The organism is Serratia sp. S4, from assembly GCF_000347995.1.
GTDB lineage: Bacteria > Pseudomonadota > Gammaproteobacteria > Enterobacterales > Enterobacteriaceae > Serratia > Serratia quinivorans.
The window spans coordinates 4,602,614-4,615,178 of record NZ_KB661120.1 but is presented as its reverse complement, the minus strand read 5'-3'; the positions used below and the strand labels follow the sequence as shown (position 1 = coordinate 4,615,178).

The 12,565-nt window shown below is 43.8% G+C and carries 11 protein-coding genes; 9 read left to right on the top strand and 2 right to left on the bottom strand.

What is annotated here, in order from left to right:
• The first annotated feature begins 10 nt into the window (after nucleotides 1-10).
• From SERS4_RS0122225 to SERS4_RS0122175, 9 genes are all read left to right on the top strand, one after another.
• The gene (locus SERS4_RS0122225) at nucleotides 11-190 is read left to right on the top strand and encodes a phage filamentation protein Fil family protein (RefSeq protein ID WP_017894102.1); all 180 of its coding nucleotides are present in this window, start codon (nucleotides 11-13) and stop codon (nucleotides 188-190) included.
• An 11-nt stretch (nucleotides 191-201) separates the two neighbouring features.
• The gene (locus tag SERS4_RS0122220) at nucleotides 202-504 is read left to right on the top strand and encodes a hypothetical protein (protein ID WP_017894101.1); all 303 of its coding nucleotides are present in this window, start codon (nucleotides 202-204) and stop codon (nucleotides 502-504) included.
• A 64-nt stretch (nucleotides 505-568) separates the two neighbouring features.
• The gene (locus SERS4_RS0122215) at nucleotides 569-811 is read left to right on the top strand and encodes a DUF2732 family protein (RefSeq protein ID WP_017894100.1); all 243 of its coding nucleotides are present in this window, start codon (nucleotides 569-571) and stop codon (nucleotides 809-811) included.
• The gene (locus SERS4_RS0122210) at nucleotides 811-1,041 is read left to right on the top strand and encodes a TraR/DksA family transcriptional regulator (RefSeq protein WP_017894099.1); all 231 of its coding nucleotides are present in this window, start codon (nucleotides 811-813) and stop codon (nucleotides 1,039-1,041) included. Before SERS4_RS0122215 ends, SERS4_RS0122210 begins: the two co-directional genes overlap by 1 nt.
• A 122-nt stretch (nucleotides 1,042-1,163) precedes the next feature.
• Nucleotides 1,164-1,481 (top strand): DUF3850 domain-containing protein, encoded by a 318-nt coding sequence (locus SERS4_RS0122200; protein WP_017894097.1) that lies wholly within the window; start codon nucleotides 1,164-1,166, stop codon nucleotides 1,479-1,481.
• The gene (locus SERS4_RS0122195; RefSeq protein WP_017894096.1) at nucleotides 1,478-3,691 is read left to right on the top strand and encodes a replication endonuclease; all 2,214 of its coding nucleotides are present in this window, start codon (nucleotides 1,478-1,480) and stop codon (nucleotides 3,689-3,691) included. The genes SERS4_RS0122200 and SERS4_RS0122195 overlap by 4 nt, the downstream gene beginning before the upstream one ends.
• Before the next feature lie 73 nt (nucleotides 3,692-3,764).
• Complete coding sequence (locus SERS4_RS0122190; RefSeq protein WP_037410538.1) at nucleotides 3,765-3,962, top strand: hypothetical protein; 198 nt, start codon at nucleotides 3,765-3,767, stop codon at nucleotides 3,960-3,962.
• Nucleotides 3,963-4,667: 705 nt separating this feature from the next.
• Complete coding sequence (locus tag SERS4_RS0122180; protein WP_017894093.1) at nucleotides 4,668-6,929, top strand: hypothetical protein; 2,262 nt, start codon at nucleotides 4,668-4,670, stop codon at nucleotides 6,927-6,929.
• An 854-nt stretch (nucleotides 6,930-7,783) separates the two neighbouring features.
• Nucleotides 7,784-9,460 (top strand): hypothetical protein, encoded by a 1,677-nt coding sequence (locus tag SERS4_RS0122175; RefSeq protein ID WP_017894092.1) that lies wholly within the window; start codon nucleotides 7,784-7,786, stop codon nucleotides 9,458-9,460.
• A gap of 199 nt (nucleotides 9,461-9,659) precedes the next feature.
• Here SERS4_RS0122175 and SERS4_RS25860 read toward each other — a convergent pair whose 3' ends face one another.
• Together SERS4_RS25860 and SERS4_RS0122165 are read right to left on the bottom strand one after the other, a co-directional pair.
• Nucleotides 9,660-10,676, bottom strand: coding sequence for a phage portal protein (locus tag SERS4_RS25860; RefSeq protein WP_017894091.1), 1,017 nt, complete (start codon nucleotides 10,674-10,676; stop codon nucleotides 9,660-9,662).
• Complete coding sequence (locus tag SERS4_RS0122165) at nucleotides 10,676-12,448, bottom strand: terminase ATPase subunit family protein (RefSeq protein ID WP_017894090.1); 1,773 nt, start codon at nucleotides 12,446-12,448, stop codon at nucleotides 10,676-10,678. Before SERS4_RS0122165 ends, SERS4_RS25860 begins: the two co-directional genes overlap by 1 nt.
• Nucleotides 12,449-12,565 lie beyond the last annotated feature (117 nt).

The following is a 12,565-nucleotide window of genomic DNA, read 5'->3' as shown; positions in this document are numbered from 1 at the left end:
GGTGATCACTGTGCCTATCTCAATCGCTCCGCTACTGAAACAGCAAAGCCCATCGCGTCATTTTGAAAACGGCTTTATTGAACTGCCGGGCGGTAAACGCTGGCGGCCACGTCACGATCAGGCTGCATTGCTGCGCGGTCTGTCTACTGCAAAACCTGCGCAACTATTGCGCCGTATGTTCTGCCGTTAATTGGGGTTGATATGTTACTGGCAACGGATGACCAAAAAGCTATCGGCATTAAGCGCATTTCTCAGATTAAGCGTGATCTGTTCGCGCATAGAAAGAACGTGGCGCAAGAGGCTTTTGATAAGTCACCGGGGCATATCCGCAGAACTGTTTGTTTTCATGCTGGATTGAAAGAGCGGCATGTAAATATGAAATTTGCAGAAATGAGTTATTCAGAGCGTAAACAAATCGTGTGGGCGCTGAATGACCTGATTGATTTATCAAAAACTTTACCGCGATTTATCAGTAATGATGATTGCGAATTAAACACTAATTAACCGCATTGCGTAATTCTGGCGTTAACCCGCCGGACATCACTTTGCCTAAAATAAGGAATTAAGTATGTCAAATATGGTTTTTATTGGATTAGACCGGGCCAAGGAAGGGAGCGAATTCTCACAGGTGATCGTATTGCTTGATAGCGCCCGTCTTGATGAACGTAAGAATCAAGCCGATCTCGCCGCTGCTCGTTTGGTGCGTTTGGCTGCTCACATTACTAAGAACGGCTTAACGGCTATCGAAGCTGTGGAACTGCTGCGCCAAGAGGCTGAAACCATCGAGCACCAAGCACAGGAGCTTCACTGATGGCGGACTCTATGGATTACTCACAGGAGAATCAGGCGCTATTGCTGGAGGCGCAGATCGCTAATGCCCGCCAGTGCTCGGCGTTGCCGTCTGCGTTTGTGTGTGAAGAATGCGACGCTCCGATCCCCGCCGCACGTCGTGTGGCTGTTCCCGGCGTTTATACCTGCGTGGGCTGCCAGCATCTCCGCGAGGTAAAAGGTCACCTTTTTATTTTTTCGGGGATTGCATGATCGAATTCTCCATTTTATTCGGCCTGCTGATTTTTGCAGTAGGTCATTTTATTGCGGCCGATTTGAGTGATTTAGAATTCATGCGCCGCCCAGAAAACCAAAATTACGATTAGGAGTTTTTTGTGACGCTACATGATTTAAAAATCAAACCCTCTTATTTTAACTTCGTTCGTGCTGGAGTAAAAAAGGCTGAGTTTCGTTTGAATGATAGAGACTTTAAAGAGGGCGATTTATTAAAACTCCGTGAGTGGCTAGAAGATGCTAATGGATATACTGGTGAGTTCATTCTTGTAAAGGTCACTCATATTACTGACGTCAGCGAGTGGAAGGCTGGTTATGTAGTTTTAAGCATCCAAATACAGCAAGACTCAATGTGTGTGAATTGCAATGAGCGCTACTGTGGCAACTGTGCCTACTCCAACGGCGCTATAATTCAATGAGCCAAGCGGTACCCGCTTACGCTTACCCATGGAACGCACCGCGCCCGGCAATCGCCGGGCCGGTAAGACCGCTTACCCGTGAGGAACATGCTCAGGGGCAAGCTGTTTTACGCAATATCCATTCCCTGCCGCGTTTTCTTAGTGCCATTTTCCTGTCACGCCATGATTACCTGCTGAAATCCAAAGGGCTGCATGACGCCAATAAATGGCTTGTGTTCCAGTTTGAGCGCCGCATATGGCCCCGTATTGAGGCGGTTAACGCTAAGAATGGGATGAACTTAGCGGCTTCACCGCGCTGGATGGCGGAGATTGATAATTATGCGGGTTTACCGGGTATGGATGACAAAGAGCTGAAACGCCTTGCGGATCGCGTGGCCGGTCAACTGTTGTCTATCTATGAAAGCCGCGTTGAAGAATTTATTAAAAGTAACGGCGGAGACAATACAGGGCTGTTTGAAGATAGCACTCAAGCCTGTTTTTATGGTCATACCGCGCCGATGGCCCGCGCCTTCAATATCACCCCGATGCATTGGAACAAATACCGCAAGGGCAAACTTGATGCCCGGTCAGCGATCGCAAGTCTGTCCCGGTTGGTAGATGCGGAATGGTGGGAACGCCAGTTAAAAGCCCAGCGCACGCGCTGGCGCGAGGCGTTGTTGATTGCTGTCGGCAATGTGAACCGTGGGGCGTCATCTTATTCCAGCAAGCAGGCGATCCGGGAAGTGAAAGCGCGTCGTCAGTCCAACTTTGATTACCTCAACAGCCGCGAGCTGGAGAATGTCGAAACCGGCGAACGCTTCAGCCTGATCGACAAGGTGATGGCGAGTATCTCTAATCCGGAAATCCGCCGTATGGAGTTAATGGCGATGATCGCCGGTGTTGAGCAGGCCGCCGCTACGCGGGGCGATAAGGGGATGTTTATCACCATTACCACTCCATCCAAATATCACCCAACGCGCGCCGTCGGCAAGAACAGCCCGAAGGTGCAGTTTAACCACAAATGGGACGATGAAGCCTACACACCAAAAGACGGCCAGCGCTACCTTGTGAACTTGTTTAGCAATATTCGCACGGCGTTTAAAGATGCAGGTCTGCAGGTCTATGGCGTGCGCGTAGTCGAGCCGCACCATGATGCGACGCCGCACTGGCATATGATGCTGTTTACCTCCAAAGAGCAGCGCCAGCAGGTGATCGACATCATACGCCGTTATGCTATGGCTGAAGATGGCGACGAGCGCGGCGCCGCCAAAAACCGTTTTGACTGCAAGCACCTGAACAAAGGCGGTGCGGCGGGCTATATCGCTAAATACATTGCAAAAAACATCGACGGGTACGCGCTGGACGGCGAACGCGATCATGAAACCGGCGAGTTGTTGACTGATACAGCCGCTGCCGTCACCGCGTGGGCGTCAACGTGGCGAATCCCTCAATTCCACTTTATCGGCCTGCCATCGCGCGGCGCATGGCGCGAGTGCCGCAAGATTCGCTCTGTCAGTTTGGCCGATGAGTTTGACGAAACAGTAGAGGCTGTGCGTGCTGCTGCTGATGCCGGTGATTTTGCCGCTTACATTTTGGCGCAGGGTGGCCCTAACGTTGCCCGCGACGATCAGACCGTGCGTGTAGCCCGCCGGGTTGCCGACGAGCGCAACGCCTATGACGAAGAAGTGCAGAAAATCGCAGGGATTTTTGCCCCGCACATCGGTGCCGATCGCGTTTATGAAACTCGCACCACCCAATGGCGCATCGTCGCTAAAGCTGTTGCCGTTGAGCCTTTGACTTTGAAAAGCGCCTCTGGCGCGCCTCGGAGTCCTGTCAATAACTGTGGGTTGGTCGATAGCAAAGGCGCTACAAATTCGCAGGATAGTGAGCCTGTAGAGGCCGTGGCGGTGCTGGAACACTCACCGGAAACACCGATTGACTGGAATGATATGACCGTTACACGGTCTGTTATGAGCCGTATACGGGCTATTCCGTCGCAGATAAAGAAATCACAACGCAGTTTTGACCCTTATCAGGTGCCAGAACTGGCCCCATCAGCAAGATTGACTCCGGCAGAACGTGATCGGCTGAGCGGAATCCGGGCAGATTTGGCCCAGCACGACATTGCCGCCCAGCGCTGGGAACTGGAAGCGCTAGCACGCGGTGCTAAAGTCAAATTTGGTGATATTTCAATGCAGTATGAGCCGGTTAATGATTGGGCTGGTTTTTAATAATTAGTTGCGGAAGCAAAATTTATGGTTGATACTGTATATGCATACAGTGATTAGGCATCGGAGGAACAGGGTGCATTTACCAGCAGTGGAAGAATTGGTTGTTTTGGAACGCATTGAACTCATTGCCCGCTTGGGGGTTTGTTATGAGAGCCAAGCTAAAGATAAAGACATTGCATTGATCTGGATTTCAGAATTGGCCGGTGAGATGAAAACCAACATCGCCCCGGAAAAAGCAGCAGTGATAAAACACCTTGCGACTATTTCTTGATCCAGTAGGTGACGTATGAAACGAGATTTACACATGACCGGGGCGTTCATAGAAGCGCTAAAATCTACCGATAAAGGCCGCAGGATTAAGACGGTAGACTTTATACATGCAGCGACAAAGCAAGGGATGCACGTCACCCCGGAGGAGGCGAATTACTACATAAAAAATAGGTCTGGCCATGTTTTCAAGTTGATTGAAGAGGGCCGCCATCAGCACAACACATATCTTTATCTGTGCTAAAAATTGTATTAGCTCAGACTTGAGCTGACATTGTCACAGCACAGAGCTTAACCTAACAGGGCCGGACATTGATGACATCACAATGTGTTAATCAACGGTGAGCAGGTCAAGTCAGTTGGTGATGGGATTAAGTTGTCAAAAGTTGTCGCCCGCCGGCACCGCCAGCGGGGATTCTTGGCTGTACGCGCTCTAAGTTGCAGTTGACTCAATGGGGTAAATAAACTACTTCGAGTTACCAAAATGGCAGGTTGCGCTTTTTAAAATCCCAACAGTACATTCTAATTTAAGCCGAATTTAGTCAAAAACGTTTCTAATAATAACAAATGAAAATGATAACTTGTTGATTTTTATGTTATTTATGTGATTTTTTTTTGTTTTTTTGGATTGAATTGACTGTACAAATTAATGATCTTATATTCCTTCAATATGTCAAATCATAATATAGTCAACATGAAAGGAGTCTATGTGAACAGTAATGTTAAATTTATCAGTTCGATCTCAACTGAAGGTGAGTTTGAAACACTTGTCAAAAAATACGCTGAGGAATTGTTCAAAGGAAATGCATATTTAGTTGGCGGGCCTTACGATAATGGTAAGGATTTAGTTATTAAGCGTAATGAACGAGAAGTTCGCCAAGCTGCGCAGATAACCATTCAAGAAAAAAAACTTGAAGAAAAACTTGAGGCAGACCTGTTAAAAGTGGAGAAGTTGATGGATAATCACAATTATCCACCGATATTGCATTTTTTTTGGAGTCATCCCATTTCTGAGTATACATTGGATAAGCTCAGAACTGGTGCGATGACTAATCATCTAATTTCTTTGGAGTTTTATGATGCAAAAAGAATTGCGCAAGATTTAACAGATCATTATCCACATATTCTTAATTATCTAATCAAAGTAATTCATAAATTTGATATACAAAATGATGAGCCAATAAATTTTCAACAAAGAGCTTTTTATGAGTATCTTCTGCTCAGTAAAGACAGTACGAATTTAAAGAATGCTATTTTAGATGCAAATATCCTCTCTCATTTGAATGAAGGTGGAAAAGCTATTGAAGAGTTATTAGGCTTGCTTCAAGGAGTAAATTTGAGAATAGGTAGTCTAAAAGGTAAATTACAAACTCTTACTCGTGCAGGTAAAATAATCCATCAAGATGGTGTATATATCCTAAGTAGAGAAGAAGTATCTAAGCTTGAAAATATCAAGCTTAGGGATAGTACTCGTAAACAAGAACTAATTAAAACTATTAGTAATAAGCTTGCAAAGCATACTGATAAGGATTTGGCCTCTGAAGTTGTGAAGTTAATCATCACAGCTTATGAAGAATCTATAAGTATTCAAATAACAGAGAGCAAATTTGAACCTCCTAAGTTAAAAATATTTCAAGCAACAATTCATAAGCTAAAGGTATTAATTAATGAGAAATGCGATTTAGATAGAGGTGAATCTGAAGCATTAGCCAGTGAATTACTTGCGTTAGCTGGTGAAAATGAATATCTATCAGAGCATTGCTCAGCAAAGTTGTGTGTTAGTTTTTTGAGTGATAGTAAGCTTGAAAAATACATTCAAGATAAAAGTTTCTATATTTATCTTGATGCACCGGTATTGATACCATATCTAATCACAATAATGTTCAAGGATGGTTCTTTATTCGATAAATCTTTACGAAATATTAATCTTTTGAGAGAGAATATAAACTTAATAAGAAACAAAAGGTTAAGGGTTTCAAATGAACATTTTGAAGAAACTGCCAGACACTTTTCTCAAGCAGAGAAGTTAAGCCAATTTGTTACTGAAGAATTGGTAGAACAATTTGGTGAGTCAAAAAATGTTTACTTCAATGTCTATATGAAGTGGAAAAATAAAAGAAGTGATAAATCTAACTTCGACGATTTTACTAGTGCATTCTTAGGACTGGAAAAAGAGGAGATTAATCCGAGCAATAAATTTACAGCCTATGCAGGCTGTATTTTTGAGTTATTAACAGCAGCTAACTTTGATATTATAGACAATAAAGATCTGGTATCCTCAGAGTTCGTAGAAAGAACGAGAAGAAAATTTATTAGGGAATCAACTTCATTTAGACCTTACAGAGCGATTGATAATGATATATATTGCGCCTACACTTTAGGCGAAGAGAAGTTACATCTTGATTCAAAAGGATATTTTAGCACTCCAATGCTGATCACTTTGGATACGTCTCAGTACCTCCTCAGGAATATTGTTCGCAGAGAGAATAAGTATGCTGAGTGGCTTATTTATACGCCTCAGCGAGCGATTGAAAGACTTTCCTTGGTTGGATTGAAAATATCATCGGAGTCTCTTAAGGATGGTGTTTTGGCTACAATATCTGAAGAATATTTCTTTAAGGAAAACTCGATGAGCTTACTTGATACTTTATCGGTTATCATTGACGATAATAATAACAGTGAAGGAGATATAATTAAGTTTGTTACTTCGTTAAGAAGAAAAGTAAATGAAGAGGCCTTGGACCATTCAGAAATTGATGTGGGTCATTATAATAACATCAGCTATGTATTGCTATTCATTCATCGTGAGTTTAAGGACGAATTCAGCAAAATAATAAAGCTTTTCTCTGATGCTAGTTATCAAGATACTCTAACTAAATTACTTATGACTAGTATAAAGGGCGAGTTTGATGAGAAACAGAGAGATCTCCTGCGTGAAAATATGCAGAAAATCCTCTTGAGCTATAAATAAAAAAATAAGAAAGAAGCAAAGGTATAATTTCTTTTGCTTCTTAAAATTATTTATCTTTTGGTATAGGAGAGAATATATACTATCTAAGTATGATTTGCAGTTACAGTGTGAATATAGCTGGGAATAATATCCATTATATAAGATGCTATAAATACTCATCAAGATTTTATTTATGCTCTAACATGAGGAAGTTAGATATTATTCTTAATGAAATTGTTAAGTGAGGGAAATTTCTCACATAAATGTGTGAACCAAGTGTGGTGGGGATACTTTATGGTGGTTAAATTAAAGTTTGATAAAATCATTTTGTCATGCTTTTTTTTGTTCTTTCTATCACCAAAATTAACCAGTTAGTCCTTAAAATTCCACTATCCTCTGATTACCAGCCAGTTGTGTAAATATCGACATGTGTGCCTATAGTCCTGACCAGTTGCCATAGTGAATAGCTAAATTTGACCACTTTAAAAGATATGTTAATTTCCGCTGGTCGCTCAGAGCGGACTGTCAGTTTTGATTGTACGCTGCTAGGGAATGTTGCCAGCTCAAGTCTGAGCTAATATAGCTAAATACCCTATGCATGCATTAGGTGCATGAATTCGCATGATGATCCGGTGTGACATTTACCCCCGCAGCGCCAGCACTGGTGCGGATCGCGCTGGATCATGCAAGTGCATTAAAAGCGACACATAAAGCGGGCAGGCGAGGCGGGGATAGCATTGCGCGCTGACTGGTTATGTGCGTGTTCCTAGAAAATGATATTGAGTTAGAAGTGCTTTTTATAACTGAACCATAGAATAACTTAAAATTTAGCCTTAAGATAAAAGCTGTTGTTTGATATAGATAAAGGAGAAGTTATGTCGCTCAGCTTTGTGAGAAAAAATATTATGGAATTTATTTCCTATGATTTACCTGAGGTCATGGTTATCAAAGGAGATTGGGGGGTAGGGAAAACTTATTGTTGGGATGAATGTTTACGTAATTCTGCGCGAGAAAAAAAACTAGCATTATCAAAATACTCATATGTATCTTTATTTGGTATAAACTCTCTTGAATGTTTGAAAAATAGTATTTTCGAAAATGTAGTGTACAAAAACCAAATTAGTCATAGTGATAGTTTTGATAATTTTATCGAAAGCTCATCAAAAAAATTATTGAATTTTGGGAAGAGTAATGCTGCCCTTGTGAAGGATTTCCCATTTATTAAAAATTTTATACCGATGTTAGATAGAATGTCATTTTTATCATTAAAAGAGACGTTGATTTGTATAGATGACATTGAGCGCAGAGGTAAAGGGCTGACAATAACTGATGTCCTAGGTTTAATTTCAATGTTAAAGGAGCAAAGAAAATGTAAGATAGTTATTTTATTAAATGAGAATGAGTTAAGGAAATCTAAGCTAAATAAGTACAAGGAGAAAGTTATAGATTACGAAGTGGAATTTCACCCTACATCTGAAGAATGTGTGTCTTTAGCTTTTGGTCACAATACTCCGGATGTAGTGAAAGGTTATTGTAATGCGCTACAAATAAAAAATATTCGTGTTCTAAAAAAAATAGAAAGATTATCTATTGTAGCAAACTCCTACTTGAGTGATGTAAGGGAGATGCTGAAAAATGAAGTTATGCATTCATTGGTTCTCTTCGTTTGGTGTTACTATTGTTCCGAAGCCAATAAAAAAATACCCACTCTGGATTTTATAAGAGGTAAAGGAATTGACTTGTATAACATTAGCGATAAAAAAGAAAAAGATCCTGTCCATGCCGAGTGGGATAGATTATTGATGGCTTATAAGTATTATCATACTAGTGAGCTTGATGTTGTTATTTTAGCAGCAGTAATAAGTGGTTATTTCGATAAGGATGATTTTTTGGATTTGTTAAAAAAAAGGAATGATGCCATTATACGTGATGAGTCGAGCAATTCATTTACTAAAGCGTGGGATAAATATCATAATAGTTTCACTATAGGAAAAGAAGAACTTGTAAACACACTGTATGATAGTTATATGATTAATTGTCGTTATATTTCCGCTGGAAATCTTAATGGTACGGTCACATTGATGAAAAGCCTAAATGAGGATGAGAAGGCAAAGGAAATAATAAATAAGTATGTTAGTGAACATTCAGTGGATCTTGAGTTTTTTAATTTAAATGAATTGAATCACTTTGGTGATATTAAAGATCCAGATATAGTTGCTACATTTAGAGATGTTTATGAAAAAAATAAAATTAATGAAAGTGCAAAAGATGTGTTGGGCAGGATAGCTGGAAGGAATGGTTGGAATCCTAAGGATATAGATATTTTGGCTAATACATCAGCTGGTGAGTATTATGATTTATTTACCAGTGAGCTAGGAGAAGACTTGGTTTCATTTGTTAGTACATGTTTGAAGTTTGGTGATCTAAATAGCAGTGATGAGAAGTATAATATCATATCTAATAATGCTAAAAAAGCTCTTTGCAAAATAGCAGGGGAAAGTGATTTGAATAGGTTGAGAGTTCTTAAGTATGGAATTGAACTGCCTGATTGATTATTGCTTTTTAAAGTGTGGCTAATGCTTTTTTGCTAAATATAAAATATTTAAATTTAATTTTCGCATGTTTTTATTGTAATAATTGCCGCGACTATAGATTGCGGCAATAATTATTAAAAGACTGCTATTTTCTAAGGTAGTATATGGTGTTTAAATGCACTTTATCTATAAGGCTTAATTTGTAAATGAAATTTGACTATAGTTCATAATGGGAAAAACAAATTACATTATCTCCCATCCATTTGTTAACTTCTTTCATCCGCTCTTGCAATGGTCGCAGTTCATTTCGCACAAATACCTGACTAGCCTTTTCAACATCCCCAAACCCCCCAGTATTGTTCGGTATAATCCCCATCATTTGAGGCGGTACTCGGTGCGCACTTAGCAAATCGTCTCTGGTCGCATTCTTGATATTGAAAAAATCATCTTTGGTAGCGACCTCGCTTAGCGGCAAGATTTTAATGCCGTCGGGTTTGCCGTTAGGTGCATACATAAACAAATTGCGGAAGTTACCCAGTCCCTTTGTGTCTCGCATGGCTTGGCGCATCCTGTCGACGTCGCTGGTGCTTTGGGCTGCGTCGGTCATATACAGGATGTAACCGGCGTGAGCGCCGTTCTGGTAATACTTGCGGCGGAACAGTGTCGCCGCTTCATTCAGCCACGCAGAATTTAATGCGCTGAGATACTCCGGCAGGCCGTACAGCTCTTGATTGATATCCGGCTCAATCAGATGGAACACACTTCCCGGTGCAAATTGGTGGGGCTCTTTCCAGTCTTGCACAAACCAATGCGTATCCGGCTCAACGCCCCGGCGGGTGTATTTTGCCGGTGAACACTGTAGGCGCAGCGGCTCGCCGAGTTGGTTTTTCCTTACCTCTAAAAAAGCATTCCCAAACACCAGATAATCCAACGCATAGCGGCTAAATTCCTGCTGGCTTAGCATGGGGTGAGGGATGAACGTAGACGCCAAAATATTGCGCTTTACGAACATAGGTGAGCTGTGGTGAACGGCGGCCCGCACGCTGCGTGCCAGCCCGTCAAAGCTGATCGGCGGTTCGTACCATTTACCGTTGCCGGTGCATTCGATGTAATCAAGAATTTCCCGCTTATCTAACACCGGAGAAGGCTCTCCAAAAGAGAACGCCTCAAAATCTTGCCCCTGAGTGGCAGGAGTAGGGGAGGTGAATGCCTTACGGCCTTTGCGTTTACTCATTAATAAAACTCCAAAATGTTCGGGCTACTGTGGCCGCTGCCTGCGGTGAGCGGTTCATTTAACAAGGCGTGCATGATTGCCCACGCGACATCGGCGTGGCTGGCTTCTTCGCTGCGACTGGTGGTATAAGTGGAGCGTGCGCCGCTGGCGGTCATGGTCTTGCGGATCGCCATAAAAGCGGCTGTGATATCGGTGTGGCTGGTGTCATATTCGAGACAGCCGCGCCCAATGGTGTCTTTGGCTTTCAGCACCATGGCGGTTTTGATTTCAGGGGTGTATTTGATTTCTCTCGCAGCCGGGAAGAATTCGCGCACCAATTGGAAAACCCCTTGCCCGACGGTGGTCGCATCGATGCCGATGTATTCCACGCAATATTTTTCGGTAAGGTCTTTGATTTTCTGGGCCTGATCGGCAAAGTTCATGCCTTGCCACTGGTGGCGCTCAAGCACGCGGAATTTGCCACCGGCCACCATAGGCGGGGCGATGACTGCGCACCCGGCGCTGTCGCCGCCGTTGGCTTCTGATGGATCGTAACCAATCCACACAGGGCGATAGCCAAACGGCCTCACGGCGTACGGGTTGACGTCTTCCCACTCTTCCAGCGTGTCGACCATGCAGCCTTGCAGCTCCGCGAACGGAAACACCGACGCGGTATCGTCCACGAATTCACACATCAGCAAGTTTTGATACTCACTTGGCGCGTACTCAAGGGACAACTGATTAAGGTCAAACAGGTTACAGCCGCCGGTCAGCGCATCTTCTACCGTGACAATTTGCCGCCACTGCCCATCCCCGCACAGCACGCCTTTTGCAAGGTGGCTGTGACTGAGGTCGAGCTGAATATGGTCGTTCTTGCTGCGACGGCCCTTATTGAACAGTTCACCCGACCAGAACGGATAAGCGGAATGCGCCAGACTGGACGGCGTGGAAAAGTAAGTGGTGCGCCATTTCTTGTGCAATGACATCCCGCTGGCGACTTTGCGCAGCTCCTGGAATTTCGGGATCCAGAAATATTCATCCAGATAGAGGTTGCCGGTGTAGCTCTGTGCGGTGCGCACATTGGTGCCGAGAAAAATCAGGCGTGCGCCGTTCGGTAACACCATAGGATCGCCTTTCAGGTCAACGTCGACCAATCGGGCAAAGTCAATGATGTAGTTGCGGAAGACATGCGCCTGTGCCTTACTGGCTGACAGGAAAATCTGATTGCGGCCGGTGGTCAGCGCATCCATTAACGCTTCACGGGCAAAATAGAAGGTTGCGCCGATCTGGCGTGATTTCAGGATATTGCGGATGCGGTGTTGCAGCCCGGCACGGTGCCAGCCGCGTTGATATTCGAAACAATCCCCCAGAAAAATATCGTTAAGCTTGGCAATGGCCGCTTCACTGAACAGGTTACGCTCGACGGGCTTGCGTTCGCCTTTGTTACGGTTGGCGACATTTGGGTTTAAATCCGCCTCGTTGCCGCTCATGGAATAGCGATTGACCCGCGCCAGCCGTTCAATCTGGCGGCCGAGCAGGTCAATTTCTTTGAAGTCGATACCCTCCTTTTTCGTTTTCATGATGAGCTGAATTAACCGCGCTTCCATGCTCTGCTCCACGCGGGAAATGGGCGCGATATCGTCCCATTTGTCGCGTAGCTTCCAGCTCTGCACGGTCGGTGCCTTGGCATTCAGCGTTTCCGCAATTTGGCGCACAGAGAAGCCCTGCCAGTAGAGCAAGGCAGCTTGTCGGCGCGGATCGCTGATGATGGTTGTCGTCGGTGTCGTGTTCATGCTGCAAAGGCTACGGAAGCCCGATGCAACTCGCCTTAAGTCGCTGTTGTGCCTTAGATCTTCCAACCGCAACGCGTTGAGACGCGACGCCATTCCCCTGAAACTAGCTCCGAACCC